We start from the raw sequence: 15,480 nt of genomic DNA on the forward strand, positions 1-15,480 counted from the left end.
GATATTATAGTTTACCCAAAATCGAATTACAAGGGGTAAACGCAATATCTATTTACTATTGTTAAATTAAACATTATGGCTTACTCCTCCCATAAAATAAATGAAGGGCTAAGATAAAATAAATAACCCCGTTCCAATAAAGGGACGGGGTTATGTTCTTTTATTTCTCCATCAGTTTCCCATTTTCAAATACTACTTTCCCACCGACAATCGTTGTTGTGACTTTTCCTTTAAAGGTCATGCCAACATATGGTGAATGCTGATGACGATAGAATAAATCTTCCTTCTTTAGTTCAAAGCTTTCGTTTAAATTCACAAGTGTCAAATCAGCATCGTAATCGGCGGCAATCGTTCCTTTATTTGAAAGTCCGAATACTTTCGCGGGATTTGTTGAAGTTAATTCAACTATTTTTTCTAAAGGAAGTTTTCTTTTAAAATGCCCTTCGGTTAACAAAATATTTAACGTAGATTGCGCTCCTGAAATACCGCCCCACCCTTCAAAAATATTGCCTGTGCTTTCTTTCATGGATGCGGGTGCTGGTGAATGGTCTGAACCGATGACATCAATTTCACCATTTGCGACAGCGGCCCATAGATTTTCTACCTCATCCTTATCTCTTAATGGCGGAGCACACTTCGTCAATACTCCTTTTTCTTCTAAATCTTTTACTGTCAGCGATAAATAATGCGGGCATGTTTCCACTGTAACATCTAAGCCGCTTTCCTTTGCTTCATTAATAAGCTTCACAACTCTGCGGCTGCTGGCATGGACAATATGCAGCTTACATCCAGTTAGCTCTGCATAAGAAAGGACTCTTCTGACTGCTTCTACTTCAGAAATAATCGGACGGGATTCCACAAAATCTCTTGCTGATACTTTCCCTTTACTTATTTTTTCTTTCGCAAGCTGATCGCACATTACCGTACTTTCCGCATGAACGGCTAAAAGCGAACCAAGAGAGGCAATCTCCTTCATTCCCTTATAAATTGATTCATCATCCACATTATTAAAATCATCAATCCCGCTTGGGGACATGAATGCCTTAAAGCCGATCACGCCATTTTCATGTAAACCTCTTAAATCCTCTATATTTTCTGGGACTAGCCCGCCCCAAAAACGCGGATTAACAATGGATTTTTCAGCAGCAATAGAACTTTTTATTTCCAAATTTTCTTTATTAATGGTTGGTGGAGTGCTATTCAATGGCATATCAAAAAAGGTGGTCACCCCGCCGGCAGCTAAGCTTCTGCTTCCTGTCTCCAGTCCTTCCCATTCCGTTCTTCCCGGTTCATTAAAATGGACATGTGTATCAATTAGCCCAGGGAGAATATGAAGTCCTTCTGCATTTATTTCTTTATCTGCTGTCCCCTCAAACGCTTTGCCCGCCGAAACCTCTATGATTTTTCCATCTTTAATGGCAATATCTCCTTTAATAATCGAATCCGCAGTCACGATTTGCCCACTTTTAATAATTAAATCGTAATTCGTCATTTGTCCATTCCTCCATTTGTTATTTTCTTTTAACCTTTCCATAGCTTTTGTAATTAGGAGAAAAATAAAACGAAATAAATCCCCCACAAAAGTGAGGGATCTTCTATTTACGCTACTATTTATGACTTTCCCAAAAGGGACATGAGGCAAAAGATTATCTGGAACCAATTCAAGGAATATTATTGATTTCATCAAAGTTAATCCAGTTATATTACAGAATGACGGTGCTAAACGCGGTAAAAAAGAAGAGTTTTTAGAGGAATGATAAATGGATGCTTATTAAATTTTAAATTTTGTTATGAAATAAAATTCACTTTCAAATTTTTCTAGAAGTTCTTGGAAAGAGGAATTTATTAATAATGGAAATAGATTTTCAAGTGCTTCATTGTAGTTTTGCCCTAATGCTTCACGCATCATAATAAATTTATGAAAGAGCAGTGCTTTTTCAAAATCAATACCAAGTTCGTACAAGCCTCTGTACAATTCTTCTTTCGGAATTTGTTTAATTTTATTATAGACTTTTTCATTTTTTTCAATAAATTTCCCCTCTAAATAATGGGTAACATAATCTGTATATACCATTTGACCAATTTCATTTGCTTCTTCTTTTGTATAATTAAATCCAATTACACGATCAACCTTATTTTCACGGATAATAAAAGTTTTATTCCCTTGTAAATGTGTAATAAAACTCTTTACGCTCTTATCAAAAATTTTATTAAATTGAATGATTTGATGCAGTTTTACTGCAAAGTTTGTATGCTCTTCACCAACAACAAATAATCGATCCACAATAGGCAATAGCTTTAAAACCCCTTCGGAAAGTTGACTAGAAGCATCGTAAATAATAATATCGTATTCCTTCTTCATCCTTTTCACTTTTCGCTTTTGCTCTGTTAATGATAATTTGGAGAATTCGTGGATAAACCCATTGGAATTCTCTTCTTTTTCTAAAGCCCCATAGGAAATAAATGCTGCAGATAAAGGCGTATTCATTTTAAGCCACTGATAAATCGATAAAGACAATTCCGTTACACCTGATTTTGCTTTTGGCGAATAGAAGCCAACTAAATACATTATTTAGCTCACCAGCCTTTTATTAAAATAATATTCGAAAAGGAAATGAATGTTTGGGACAAACTCCCACTTAAATAAATTCACTCCAAAAATTTCCCGTCTACAGAGCTTCAGTCGCCAATGCCCCTGCACAAAACCAACATATAAAGTTAATTAATCGGCAAAACTACATATGATATTTGGCAACTTAGAAAATGAGGTGTTTAGATTGAAGCCTATTGTAGAAGTTAGAAATGTCTCGAAGATTTTTGGCAAATCGCCTAAAGCTGCCATTGATTTATTAAAGCAAGGAAAAACGAAAAAGGAAATTTTGAAAGCAACTGGGCAAACAGTTGGTGTGAATAAGGTCCATTTCGAAATCTTTCCCGGTGAAATATTTGTCATCATGGGGTTATCTGGAAGTGGGAAATCAACCTTAATCCGTATGTTTAATAGGCTAATTGACCCTACAATCGGGGAAATTCTGATTGAAAATGAAGATATCGTAAAGATGAATGCCGCAAGACTGCGAGAAGTTAGACAAAAGAAGATTAGTATGGTCTTTCAAAAGTTTGCTTTATTTCCGCACAAAACCATTTTAGAAAACACAGAGTTTGGTCTCGAAATTAAAAATGTTCCTCCAGAAGAACGCAGTGAAAAAGCGCTGAAAGCCCTTGAAGTTGTTGGTTTAAAAGGCTATGAAGACCAGCTCCCATCCCAACTAAGCGGCGGAATGCAGCAAAGGGTCGGGCTTGCGCGGGCTCTCGCAAGCGATACGAAAATATTATTAATGGATGAGGCGTTCAGTGCCTTAGATCCACTCATTCGTAAAGACATGCAGGATGAATTACTCGAAATCCAGGAACTGTACAAGAAAACGATTATTTTTATCACGCATGACTTAGATGAAGCACTCCGAATTGGGGACAGAATTGCTTTAATGAAAGACGGCAGTGTCATTCAATTAGGAACCCCTGAACAAATAATGATGAATCCAGCCAATGAATTTGTTGAGAAATTCGTGGAGGATGTCGATTTATCGAAAGTATTAACGGCATCCCATGTAATGAAACGGCCAGAAAAAATTAGTCCAGACCGCGGTCCGAGGGTGGCTCTGGAAATTATGCGAAAGCAAGGATATTCCAGCATATTTGTCGTTGATCGAAAAAATAAGTTATTGGGTGTGTTAATGGCTGAACAAGCTCGCCAGGCAATCGACCAAAACCAATCCATTTCCGAAGCGATGGCAACCGACCTTCCTACCGTTACAGAAGATGCATTGCTTGCCGAATTTATGGATGATATAGCAACATCCAGTCTGCCATTAGCGGTTATTGATGAAGAAAGAAGATTGAAAGGAATCGTTATTCGTGGTGCCGTAATTGGTGCTCTTGCAGGGAATAAAGATTCTTTGAACGATTTGGAGAGTGATTGAGCATGCCAAAAATCCCATTAGGACAATGGATCGATACGCTCGTTAATTGGATAACCGTCACATTTGCTGGATTATTTTCATTCATAACAAGTGCGGTCGAGGGGCTTTTAAATATTTTAGTGGATGTATTAAGTGCAGGTCCTCCTATCGTATTAATTATCATTTTAGCCCTTTTAGTTACTTATACGAGCAGATGGCCATTAGGAATTTTTACGCTGATTAGCTTACTGTTGATTAATAATCTTGGATATTGGGATTCAAGTATTCAAACACTGGCCATCGTTGTTTTGTCAGGCTTGCTCACAATTGTCATTGGGATACCACTAGGAATTTGGTGTGCACGGAGTAAAACAGCGCAAAGCATTATTACGCCTATTTTAGACTTCATGCAAACAATGCCGGCTTTTGTTTATTTAATTCCATCTATTTTATTTTTCGGAATTGGTGTTGTGCCGGGAATTATTGCTTCCTTTATTTTTGCGATTGCTCCGACCATCCGTATGACCAATCTTGGGATACAGGAAGTGCCAGAAGATTTAATTGAAGCTTCAGATGCTTTCGGTTCTACACCTAGCCAAAAATTGTTCAAAGTCCAATTACCCTTAGCCACTCCAACGATTATGGCGGGAGTAAACCAGAGTATCATGCTTGCCCTATCCATGGTTGTGACGGCTTCATTAGTTGGAGCGCCGGGACTTGGAGCGGACGTTTATCGGGCGGTAAGCCAAATAAATGTGGGACAAGGCTTTGAAGCCGGATTATCCATCGTGATTATTGCCATTATTCTCGACCGGATCTCGCAAAACCTTCGCAAGCCGGCGTATGAAAATATTGTTAGCAAAAAGGTGATTTTATCTATTTTAGCGATCCTACTAGTAGGAACTGCACTCGTATTATCGTTTACAAAAAGTACTGCTGAAGATGAAAATGCGAGTGGAATCGGGGCTCAAACCAATTATAAAATTATCGGGATTGAGCCTGGAGCTGGAATAATGGCAACGTCCCATCAAATGTTAGAGGAGTACGGATTAGAAAAATGGCAGCTAGTTGAAGGCTCATCAGCCGCAATGGTTGCCGTATTAAAGAAAGCCATTGATAAGAAGGAACCCATCATTGTCACGGGATGGTCACCACATTGGATGTTCTCATCATTTGATTTAAAGTATCTCGAAGATCCAAAAGGTGCCTTTGGCAAAGCTGAAAATATTAATACAATCGTTAGAAAAGGGCTTGATCAAGATGCCCCTGGTGCTTATAAAATCCTCGATCAATTCTTTTGGGAAACGAGTGATATGGAAAACGTGATGGTCGAAATTGAAAAAGGCGCGGATCCAGCTGATGCTGCTGAAAAATGGATTGCTGCCAATCCAGACAAAGTAGCCAAATGGACAAACGGTGCCCAAGCGGGGAATGGCGAAAAGGTCAAACTTGTTTATGTAGCTTGGGATACTGAAATAGCGAGCACAAATGTCATTGCGAAGGTGCTTGAGCAGAATGGCTACGATGTAACGCTGAGTCAGGTTGAAGTCGGCCCGATGTTTGCCGGGATTGCAAACGGCAGTGCCGATGCCATGGTCGCTGCCTGGCTGCCAACTACTCATCTCGAATATTACAATACGTATAAGAACGATATTGTTGACCTTGGCCCGAACCTAAAAGGGACAAAACTTGGATTAGTTGTCCCAAATTATGTTGATATTAATTCGATTGAGGATTTGAAATAAGGAATAGCGCCGGAGATAAGGATTTGACCAATAGGTTTATGACGAAAAAGTACCTTGGATAAACGAATAGTCATATTATTAACCTTACGAGTATTCTTTTGATTATTTGGGTAAATGAACAACACTTTCATTGACCGCGTAGCTTCGATTTTTATTTTTTCGGTAAAAGAATCACACTTTCATAAAAAATTGAACATGAATAGAGGCTATCCAATTGGATAGCCTCTTTCATTAATTCTATTTCACGGTTACTCCTTTACCCTCAATAACCGCAATGAATTTAACACGACAATGAGTGTCGCTCCCATGTCCGCAAAAATCGCCATCCATAACGTCAGCCAGCCTGGAACTATTAAAATTAACGCTAATAATTTGAGTCCTAGGGCGAACGAAATATTTTCCTTAATAATCCTTAAGGCTCTGCGGCTTAGCTGGATAGTGTATGGCAGCTTATTTAAATCATCGGCCATTAAAGCAATATCAGCAGTTTCGATTGCTGTATCGGTCCCTGCCCCGCCCATGGCGATCCCAATCGTGGCTGTTGCTAAGGCTGGTGCATCATTGACTCCATCTCCGACCATAGCCACTTTTCCGTATTGTTCTTTTAAAGATTTAATCGTTTCTAATTTATCTTGAGGCAATAGATCGGCTTTTACATCATTTACCCCAACTTGCCTAGCGATTGCATGACCTGTTGCTTGATTATCCCCCGTCAGCATAATCGTTTTTTGTATGCCGATATTATACAATTTTCGAATGACTTCAGCGCTGCTGTCCCTCACCTGATCGGCAACAGCTATTAGTCCAATAAGCTCTTCTTTTGTACCCACTAACATGACTGTTTTTCCATGAATTTGCAACGCTTTTACTTCATTTTCAACGGCAGCAGGAAGATGATTCATCTCGGCAAAAAGCTTAGGACTTCCAATATAATAGACAACATCCTGAACTCGAGCTTTTGCCCCTTTACCCGTAATGGATTGGAAATCTTCAGCAGTAAAGTCATTTGGGGAAATCCCATTTTTTTCAGCTTTTCGAATGATCGCGGATGCTAAAGGATGCTGTGAAAATTTCTCAATAGCCATGGCGATTCCCAATAATTCTTTTTCGCAATGTCCTTCTAATGCTTTCATATCAGTCACTTCTGGTGTCCCTTTTGTTAATGTGCCGGTTTTATCAAAGGCAATTACTTTTAAACGTCCCGCTTCTTCTAAGTGAATGCCGCCTTTAATTAATACACCTTTTTTCGCTGCGTTCCCAATGGCTGTGACAATTGCAACTGGAGTAGAAATAACTAAAGCACACGGGCAGCCGACAACTAATACAGCAAGGCCTCGGTAAATCCATTCGGACCAATCTCCAGCCATGAGTAATGGAGGAACAATCGCGATTAAAAAAGCGATAATCATAATGGCGGGAGTATAGTATTTCGCAAATTTATCAATAAATGCTTGCGAAGGAGCGCGCTCTGCCTGCGCCTCTTCCACTAAGTGGATAATTTTAGCAATCGTTGTATCTTCCACCCGTTTCGTGACTTTTACTTCTAATGAACCTTCTTCATTTAATGTGCCGGCAAATACTTCATCACCAGGAATTTTTAAAACAGGGATGGATTCGCCCGTGATGGCTGCTTGATTGATAGAAGATTGCCCTTGTACGACTTCCCCATCCATTGCCAGCTTTTCCCCGGGCTTAATGATTAAAATATCGCCTAATTCGATATCTTCAACATCTAATTCCATTTCTTGATTTCCGCGCCTCACTAAAGCGGTTTTTGGAGCAATATCCATTAAAGAGCGAATCGATTCTCGTGCTTTATCCATGGAGTAGCTTTCTAAAGCCTCGCTCAAGGCGAATAAGAAAACCACAATTGCCCCTTCACTCCACTCTCCGATAATGGCCGCACCAATGATCGCGATTGTCATCAGAGTTTTAATATCAAATTGCAGCTTTGTAAGGTTTTTTAACCCGACCTTAAAAAGATCAAACCCGCCAAGTATAATCGATAAAGCAAAAGTGAAGATTGTAGCTATGTGGCTCTCTCCCAATGTATACATTGACGCATATCCTAATATTAGGAAGGAAAGTGAAGCCATCGTATTTTTATTTTCGACCTTCTTCCAAAATGACACCTTTTCTTCTTTTCCTCTTTGGTTCTCAGGAAGTACCTTAATTCCATCGAATGCGCCGGCTTCCTCTAGCTGTTCAATCGTTGCTTCCCCGATGATTGTTAATTTTGATGCACCGAAATTTAATTGAACATCATTCACCGTATCAATTTCACGAATGTTTTTTTCAAATTTTGCTGCACAATTGGCGCAAGAAAGTCCTTGTAACCTGTATATTTCTTTATTATTCTCCAGCGCTTCCCCCATTGCTTACACCCTCTTTAGAATGAATTAATGCGATCGATACTAATTGATGTACATGATCATCCGCTAAGGAATAAAAAACAAGCTTTCCTTCCTTTCGATGCTTCGCTAACCCCAAATCACGCAATAATCGTAAATGATGGCTAGCTGTAGCCGTTGAAGATCCAATAATATTTGCTACGTCACAAACACATAATTCTTTCTCTATTGTTAGCGCATAGGCAATTTTAATTCGGGTGGCATCAGACAAGGCTTTAAATAATAATTCTACTCCATTCACTTCGTCCACTCTCTGTTGGATCCGATTGACCTTTTCTTCATCAAAGCAAAATGTTTCACAGGAGTCATCTGCAGTTATATTTTTTTGACTCATTCATCCACCTCATTCAAATGAGCATTTGATTATTTACATATTAGTTTATGCTGTTCATCAATAAACTGTCAAAAGATATATTCAAATATTCTTTTGAATAAGGAGAAAAGTTGCAACCAATGGAACTCCATATGACACTGAGCTTAGAAGATCACAAGAAATCTTAGCCCGCTTTATTTTTGAGGAGACCTGCTGGAGAAAACAGCTGGATTTTTTTTGACCAAACAAATAGGGCTGTCGGAAATAATTCGACAGCCTTTTTATTATTGAAACTTTAAGCACCTGCAGTGTTTATAATGAATATACTTGGTCATGTCAGTCCCTTCAAATTATCAGTGGACCAACTTTTAATATCGTCATCCTCAATAATTCCGAGGGTCACATCGGTTATATCTGGATCATCCATGATCTTATCCTGTACCCTGAACTTTATATCATCAGCAATTGAGAGGGAGAGGCCTTTTCTTAATTCGATGAGTCCCTCGACATGATAGTACCTTCCCTCTTGTAAAATTCGAAGTTTTCTTATATCAGCAACTTCCTTATCACTAAAGATAGCATTTTGAACTCTTTCCACTATTTCCTGTGGAGCGGCTACTCCTATGAGACCGACCATATTATCAAATCCCACCCTAAAAGCAACTCCGACCATCAGTACACCGATCAGAATAGTGGCTATTCCATCTAATGCATTAAAGTTTGTTAAAGAGGTAACAACGATAGCAATTAGCGCTAATAATGCACCTAAACACGCCACAATGTCCTCGTAAAAAACTAAGCGGGTAGGTGGGGCTGCTCTGCCGACATTTTTCAATGCTCCTGATACAATCCCAAATCCATTTATATTTTCAACTCTCGCTTCTTTTAATATCTCTTTCATCGCTTTAACTAGAATAGCACCGTCTATCGCAAGGTTAATGATTAAAACAATGACGCTCAGCCAAAATCCACCTGTTTTGCTTACGGGGTGTTGAAGTAAATGCCAGCCTTCTTTTATTGTTTCATAAGCCATTATAGTCACAACAATAACGGCGATCATACAGAAAATATTGATCACCCTGCCAAAACCAGCAGGAAACCTGCGTGTCGGTTTTTTTTCTGAAAGTACACTGCCGACAAAAACAAACCCTTGATTTACTGCATCAGCGAGGGAATGCATTGTAGAAGCAAACATAGCCCCATTTCCACTTAAGACATAGGCAATTCCTTTGGCCACTGCTATTACAGTATTACCTATAGCTGCTACTGCAGAGGATTTATTTCCCTTCTTTATAAGCGATAATAAATTATCTTGTTTTGCTTCATTTGCCACATTATCTCCTCCAAGAGCCTTTTCTTAATATTTTTCTTAAAAAAGTGGACATTATTCCATCACCATTTTCATGCTTAATGGCTTTAGTGTTTGTAAACTATTTCCTTTTTACTCCTGCAAACCGTCATTAACAAAAGCCTAAGCTTGCTCATACAATAGTCAAAAAACGGAGTTGATCTACATGGTACGATGGATCGATGTTTCTACATCAAAGCATCAATTAAAATTGTTTGATGGAAACAGATTAATAAAGACCTACCCTATTGCTGTTGGAAAAATATTGACACCTACACCTTCTGGGACTTACAAGATTATTAATAAACAACCTAATCCCGGCGGACCATTTGGAGTGCTTTGGATGGGATTGTCAGCACCTCATTATGGGATACACGGTACAAATAACCCCGCTTCGATTGGAAAAAATGTCTCACACGGATGTATTCGCATGTTCAATTATGATGTTCTAGACCTATCATCCAGAGTTCGGGTTGGGACTAGCGTTTATATTCATAAATGAGTTACTTTTGTTTATAATGGGATGATAAACCTTAAGTTGATGGTGATTGCCGATGAAAATATTAATTGTAAAATTATCCGAAGCAGATTTTGAAAGATTATTTACATTTGAAGTGGAGAACAGAGCTTTTTTCGAAACGATGGTTCCAAGCCGCGGAGATGATTACTATGAATATAATACCTTTAAATTGAAGAATGAAGCCTTGCTAGAAGAACAAGATCTGAGGGTATCTCATTTTTATTTAATTAAAGGTGAAAACGGCTCTATTCTAGGAAGAATCAATTTAGTCGATATTGACCCAGTTGAAAGTGTTGGATCTGTTGGTTATAGAATTGGAGAGGCACACACAGGGAAAGGCATTGCTAATCATGCGCTCAAAATGCTGCTAGAGGCAGCTCCCGAACTAGGAGTAAAGTGCATTAAAGCCATGACCGCGACATATAATGCAGCTTCCCAAAAGGTTTTGGAAAAGAACGGATTTATTCAAAGAGCGGCAAGTGAGGAAGAACTTAATATGAATGAGGAGAATGAATTTATTTATTATATTTGGAGCAAAGAAGATTCGATTGTGTTGGCCGATTAGAAATCAAGCGTGACAGCATGTATAAGAAGGGATTTTCCAAAAAGGGTAACTTCATTTCATCTTTGGGAATCAAAGGGCTAATAAATGAAATTGTACTCCCCATTTAGTTCCACCTAATTCCCAAAGTATTTTTTCTATTTATCTTGATGTTTTTCAAGCATTTGTTGTAAATATTCTTCCGATTTTCCTTTTGGAATACTAAGACTCTCCCATTCTTCACCTTTAACTTGTTTAGCAATATAAACTATTTGACCCACATGATATGCATAATGAGCCATTTGCCTTTCAATAGCTTCTAAAACCAAATGACCTTCTCCACGAATATGGATAATTTTTAATAAGTCTTGTTCACTTAAACCAGTTAATGCATCAATTAGGGTTTTCCAACCTTTTTCCCAAACCATTGTTAGCTCTGATTTTGAAGATATATCATATTTGAATTCTTCATCACGATTTCTATATTCCTTTTCCCCATCTGAAGTTAAAAAGTCAGTCCACCTTGAAACCATATTTCCACTCATGTGCTTTACAATTATGGCAACACTATTTGACTCGTTATTAAATATCCAATATATTTCTTCCTCAGATAATTGATTTATCGTTTTATCTCCAAGGCTTTTTACACTTTTAAATCGGTCCATAACAACCTTCAAATATTCGCTTCCAATATTCATAATCATCCCCCATAGAATACTTAAATTTATTCATGGTCCCTTTTTCAAGTCATCAAAGGGAGAGTCTTGTTACCATGACAGCTCTTTTCATTGGCTAAAAGGCATCTGAAGAGCGGTCCGGTTACTGTGACGGCCCTTTTCCTTGGCTGACGGGCAGCAGAAGGGCGAGCTGGTTACCGTGACAGCTATTTTCATTGGCTATCGGGCATCTGAAGGGCGAGCTGGTTACCGTGACAGCTATTTTCCTTGGTTATCGGGCAATAGAAGGGCAAACTGGCTATCGTGAAGGCCCTATTCCTTATCATTATTCACGTTCAATGTTATTGATCGAGGTCTTTTTCAACCTCAATATTATTACAGTCACAATTGCCGACAAAACAAGTAATGGCAAGACCTTAATGACAATGCCCATCCAATGAAAAGGGGCTTTATGAACATAAACAGCCTTTACCCACTTGTTTTCTTCTGTCTCCACAGCAATGGCAGATTTCGTGGATATACCATTTATTTCATAGTATTTTGTTCCTTTTGGATAATAATTTGAGGCATTCCCATAGTGACTTCCAGTCATATCATTAGGTTTTGTTTTTACTTCTCCGATAACCTTCCCTATTTCAATTTCAAGTATATTTTCCTTTGTAACTTCATATACATTTCCTTTCCAAACAACAAAGGAATAGGCCCAGCTAAGTGCCTGAACAGATGAAGTAGATGTAAAAATACATAAAAGAAGAAATAACATTGTTTTTTTCAAATGCACCAGACTCCCTTCGTTACAGCATTCATTCGGCAGCCTTAATAATAATTTTATGCCTTATTTTAGATCCCGCTTTTCTCACTTACTGTCGCAATCTGATCACTCTCATTGACATAAACACCTGATTGCTCCCTTTTTGCCGCAAGAAGCATTGCGTTTGCAACTGATTTTGCCTGTACTGGACTGTACTTCCGCAGAGGTCCTGAGAATATAGGCGAAAGTATTCCTGAAACGGATGACATGATTCTCTCACCGAGTCGAAACTCCTCCCGGTTACCAAGCAAAAGTGAAGGTCGGAAGATGTGTAGGGCTGGAAGGCAAAGCTCGCGGAGCGACTCCTCGAGTTCCCCTTTCACTCGTATGTAAAAAGTACGTGATAAAGGATTCGCTCCCATTGAGGTTACTATTAAAAACTGTTTCGCTCCCTGTGCTTTAGCCATTTTGCCTATTGTCAAAGGATAGTGGTAGTCAACTAGGCGGAAAGCCTCTTTCGTGCCAGCCTTTTTAATGGTCGTTCCTAGGGTGCAAAAAACATCCGTCCCTTTCAGATTCACATTGGTATTCTCCAATTGTTCGAAATCAATAACCTTCTCATGAAGCTTTCCATGCACGATCCCCGTTGACCTTCTCACTATGAGTGTTATATCGGTGTAATCCGGGTCATTCAGCAATAGCCGTACGAGCTCCTTCCCAACCAAACCAGTAGCCCCAGCAACAACAGCTTTTCGATTCATCTCTCCATACCTTCCTTCTGCTTACTCATTTCATAAAATATAACCTTTGAATATCAATGGTTTTTAATTTCGGATTGGTAAATAAATCTATACCTCTTCCTCACCGTTTATCATGGGATGTTAGGTCTGATTCTATGACTCTTTTTACATCCCCCAAATTTACCTTCCTTTAACCTTTTGTCTAATATTCTTATTCACTTCAAACCTATGAAATCCTTCAATCTTTACTTCTTTGACTACCATGTTTTTTAGATTCATTTTACCGCATTTTCTATTAGGGCTTAAGGTGGCAAATAAAAAAAGGCTGCATCAGCAACCTCACCTTATATTTTTTAAAGCATTCATATGATAAGCACTTATAAGAATTTTTCACTATGTCTAATTTCCAAAGTGTTAAATTTTCCCCTGGATGGATAAATATATAAAACTAATAATATAAAGAAGATGGCAAAAATTTTATGATTCCATCCTATTTTTCAATAGCTTCCATTAGTCTAACAAAGTATGATTCGTTTTAATGGTTTCTAACTTTCTATTCTGATATAACTTTCTTCTCAGCCAGTATTCCATTATAACCAAATTCCCAACCAAGCTGACCCAAATCGCTGCTGTATAGCCAAGTTCAAAATTATCTAAGGAATAACCAATGACAGCTGACCAGATTCGAAAGGTGACCGCAACAAAGGTCACTGCATAACTTCTATACATCCATCGTTCATGTTCTTGAATTCTCTTCATTCGAATGTTTTTATATGCCAAATAAGCGGTTATAAGCCAAGCGGTCGATAAAGAGAAAAATCCTAGTTTAGAGATAACTCCCCCGAACGCAAAATACGACAAATAAATCCCCGTAATCCCACTGATTAAAATTGAAACTACATAAATTTTCCCCATGTTTCGATGCAGCGACTTTCGTTTGTTCCTAAGCTTTTTGAAAAATTGAAATGGGCCGATCAAAATGGCAAGTGAAGCAGTCATAATATGAGCAAATAAAACGATGTTCCATGGTTGATAATGAAAGTCATACATATTCATTCCCTGCTCAACCAAAGTTGTATTAGACGTGGCAGGATCCATTACAAAATATCTTACGATTGCAGAAATGGTCAATACAATTGCGAACATGATAACTATGCCACTGCCAAATTTTTTAATAGTTGATGCTTTCATAAACGCTTCCGCCTCCTTTCTTTTCTTTAATAAAATGAACTGTGCGTCATTTTATTTTAAATGACACACAGTTCATTTTCAAGAATAAATTTCCATTTTAAACTAATTTTTTAATTACCTTCTAAAAAGGATTGAGTTTGCTTCACATTCAAAATATATTTTTTAAAATTCAAATAAATTCGAATCTATCCCTTCCCTAATACGTATTACAGTAGGATTCATAATCAACTTTAATTGGTTGTTATTCTTATTTATAATTGGAGGGGTATTTTTGAGAGCTATCGTTAGCAACAAATATGGTTCACCTGATGTACTTGAACTGCAGGAAGTTGAGAAACCGAGACCTTTAGAAAATGAAGTCTTGGTAAAGATTCATGCTGCATCCTTGAACTTTGGTAACTTAGTTCTTTTGAAAGGAAAACCGTTCCTAGCTCGTTTAGCTTTCGGCCTACAAAAACCAAAACACCCTATACCAGGGGGTGATATTTCTGGTCAAGTTGAAGCAGTTGGCAAAGATGTTAAGCAGTTTCAACCAGGTGATGAAGTGTTCGGTGACCTCTCTAAGTATGGCTGGGGTGCTTTTGCTGAATATGTAGCTGTCCCTGAAGAGGCCTTAGCCTTAAAACCAGCCAATATCTCTTTCGAGGAGGCTGCTGCCGCACCAATGGCAGGAGTTACAGCCTTACAGGGATTACGGGATAAGGGAAAAATTAAGTCGGGACACAAAGTATTAATTAATGGGGCATCGGGTGGTGTCGGTACTTTCGCGGTACAAATTGCCAAATCATTCGGAGCTGAAGTTACTGGTATATGTAGTACGAGGAATTTAGAAACATTGCAATCCATTGGTGCAGACCATGTTATCGACTATACAAAAGATGATTTCACCCAACGCGAGGAGCTTTATGATTTAATTCTTGGGGTTAATGGCTCTTACCCCCTTTCCGCTTATAAACGCGCACTTAAACCAAATGGAAATTTCATTCACGTTGGGGGCTCCGAATCTCAATTATACCAGACCTTAATATTTGGACCTTTTCATTCAATGACAGGAAGTAAGAAAATGAGCAGTCTATTACAAAGAGCAAACCAAAAGGATCTAAAATATATGAAAGAACTGCTTGAGGCTGGTAAAGTAAAACCAGTAATTGATAGACAGTATAAGTTAAGTGAAGTACGTGAAGCATTCAGATACTTTGAAGAAGGTCATGCACAAGGAAAAGTTGTCATTACAGTATAGTTTAATAGATTTAGAATTTGTAACATTAATGCCTCTGATCG

The 15,480-nt window shown here is 38.3% G+C and carries 14 protein-coding genes; 5 read left to right on the forward strand and 9 right to left on the reverse strand.

Annotated elements, in window-relative coordinates:
• Positions 1-160: 160 nt before the first annotated feature.
• Together V7122_RS00240 and V7122_RS00245 are read right to left on the reverse strand one after the other, a co-directional pair.
• Entirely contained in the window at positions 161-1,492 is a 1,332-nt protein-coding gene (locus tag V7122_RS00240) for an allantoinase (RefSeq protein ID WP_335353815.1), read from the reverse strand.
• A gap of 279 nt (positions 1,493-1,771) precedes the next feature.
• Positions 1,772-2,569 (reverse strand): hypothetical protein, encoded by a 798-nt coding sequence (locus V7122_RS00245; RefSeq protein WP_335347783.1) that lies wholly within the window; start codon positions 2,567-2,569, stop codon positions 1,772-1,774.
• Positions 2,570-2,777: 208 nt separating this feature from the next.
• Between V7122_RS00245 and V7122_RS00250 the strand changes: the two genes are divergently transcribed.
• Together V7122_RS00250 and V7122_RS00255 are read left to right on the forward strand one after the other, a co-directional pair.
• A complete protein-coding gene (locus V7122_RS00250; protein WP_335353814.1) occupies positions 2,778-3,983 on the forward strand; it encodes a quaternary amine ABC transporter ATP-binding protein in 1,206 nt (401 codons plus the stop codon).
• Between the two features lie 2 nt (positions 3,984-3,985).
• Positions 3,986-5,707 (forward strand): glycine betaine ABC transporter substrate-binding protein, encoded by a 1,722-nt coding sequence (locus V7122_RS00255; RefSeq protein ID WP_335347781.1) that lies wholly within the window; start codon positions 3,986-3,988, stop codon positions 5,705-5,707.
• Positions 5,708-5,955: 248 nt separating this feature from the next.
• Here the strand turns inward: V7122_RS00255 and V7122_RS00260 are convergent, their stop codons facing one another.
• The 3 genes from V7122_RS00260 to V7122_RS00270 form a co-directional block, all read right to left on the reverse strand.
• Entirely contained in the window at positions 5,956-8,082 is a 2,127-nt protein-coding gene (locus V7122_RS00260; protein WP_335347780.1) for a heavy metal translocating P-type ATPase, read from the reverse strand.
• Positions 8,060-8,452, reverse strand: coding sequence for an ArsR/SmtB family transcription factor (locus V7122_RS00265; RefSeq protein WP_335347779.1), 393 nt, complete (start codon positions 8,450-8,452; stop codon positions 8,060-8,062). The genes V7122_RS00260 and V7122_RS00265 overlap by 23 nt, the downstream gene beginning before the upstream one ends.
• A gap of 310 nt (positions 8,453-8,762) precedes the next feature.
• Positions 8,763-9,764, reverse strand: a complete 1,002-nt coding sequence (locus V7122_RS00270; RefSeq protein ID WP_335347778.1) for a cation diffusion facilitator family transporter — start codon at positions 9,762-9,764, stop codon at positions 8,763-8,765.
• Positions 9,765-9,945: 181 nt separating this feature from the next.
• Between V7122_RS00270 and V7122_RS00275 the strand changes: the two genes are divergently transcribed.
• A complete protein-coding gene (locus tag V7122_RS00275) occupies positions 9,946-10,281 on the forward strand; it encodes a L,D-transpeptidase (protein WP_335347777.1) in 336 nt (111 codons plus the stop codon).
• A gap of 52 nt (positions 10,282-10,333) precedes the next feature.
• Positions 10,334-10,864 (forward strand): GNAT family N-acetyltransferase, encoded by a 531-nt coding sequence (locus tag V7122_RS00280; RefSeq protein ID WP_335525313.1) that lies wholly within the window; start codon positions 10,334-10,336, stop codon positions 10,862-10,864.
• Positions 10,865-10,998: 134 nt separating this feature from the next.
• On the opposite strand, the gene V7122_RS00285 is transcribed toward V7122_RS00280, so the two are convergent.
• The 4 genes from V7122_RS00285 to V7122_RS00300 form a co-directional block, all read right to left on the reverse strand.
• Positions 10,999-11,538, reverse strand: coding sequence for a DUF1572 family protein (locus V7122_RS00285; protein WP_335346449.1), 540 nt, complete (start codon positions 11,536-11,538; stop codon positions 10,999-11,001).
• A gap of 304 nt (positions 11,539-11,842) precedes the next feature.
• Positions 11,843-12,292: a hypothetical protein gene (locus V7122_RS00290; protein WP_335525315.1), complete on the reverse strand. Its 450-nt coding sequence runs from the start codon at positions 12,290-12,292 to the stop codon at positions 11,843-11,845.
• 65 nt (positions 12,293-12,357) lie between these two features.
• Positions 12,358-13,029 (reverse strand): oxidoreductase, encoded by a 672-nt coding sequence (locus V7122_RS00295; RefSeq protein ID WP_335353813.1) that lies wholly within the window; start codon positions 13,027-13,029, stop codon positions 12,358-12,360.
• Between the two features lie 489 nt (positions 13,030-13,518).
• A complete protein-coding gene (locus tag V7122_RS00300) occupies positions 13,519-14,199 on the reverse strand; it encodes a DUF2306 domain-containing protein (RefSeq protein ID WP_335346446.1) in 681 nt (226 codons plus the stop codon).
• 271 nt (positions 14,200-14,470) lie between these two features.
• On the opposite strand from V7122_RS00300, the gene V7122_RS00305 reads away from it, so the two are divergent.
• Positions 14,471-15,439: an NAD(P)-dependent alcohol dehydrogenase gene (locus V7122_RS00305; RefSeq protein ID WP_335346445.1), complete on the forward strand. Its 969-nt coding sequence runs from the start codon at positions 14,471-14,473 to the stop codon at positions 15,437-15,439.
• The last annotated feature ends 41 nt before the right edge of the window (positions 15,440-15,480 follow it).

The organism is Bacillus sp. JJ1532, from assembly GCF_036965085.1.
Classification (GTDB): domain Bacteria; phylum Bacillota; class Bacilli; order Bacillales; family Cytobacillaceae; genus Cytobacillus.

Bases quoted from the DNA above. Each gene is read 5' to 3' on its own strand.
- V7122_RS00260 (WP_335347780.1), bottom strand. From the start codon at position 8,082: ATGGGGGAAGCGCTGGAGAATAATAAAGAAATATACAGGTTACAAGGA.
- V7122_RS00240 (WP_335353815.1), bottom strand. From the start codon at position 1,492: ATGACGAATTACGATTTAATTATTAAAAGTGGGCAAATCGTGACTGCG.
- V7122_RS00245 (WP_335347783.1), bottom strand. From the start codon at position 2,569: ATGTATTTAGTTGGCTTCTATTCGCCAAAAGCAAAATCAGGTGTAACG.
- V7122_RS00280 (WP_335525313.1), top strand. From the start codon at position 10,334: ATGAAAATATTAATTGTAAAATTATCCGAAGCAGATTTTGAAAGATTA.
- V7122_RS00265 (WP_335347779.1), bottom strand. From the start codon at position 8,452: ATGAGTCAAAAAAATATAACTGCAGATGACTCCTGTGAAACATTTTGC.
- V7122_RS00285 (WP_335346449.1), bottom strand. From the start codon at position 11,538: ATGAATATTGGAAGCGAATATTTGAAGGTTGTTATGGACCGATTTAAA.
- V7122_RS00275 (WP_335347777.1), top strand. From the start codon at position 9,946: ATGGTACGATGGATCGATGTTTCTACATCAAAGCATCAATTAAAATTG.
- V7122_RS00255 (WP_335347781.1), top strand. From the start codon at position 3,986: ATGCCAAAAATCCCATTAGGACAATGGATCGATACGCTCGTTAATTGG.
- V7122_RS00300 (WP_335346446.1), bottom strand. From the start codon at position 14,199: ATGAAAGCATCAACTATTAAAAAATTTGGCAGTGGCATAGTTATCATG.
- V7122_RS00295 (WP_335353813.1), bottom strand. From the start codon at position 13,029: ATGAATCGAAAAGCTGTTGTTGCTGGGGCTACTGGTTTGGTTGGGAAG.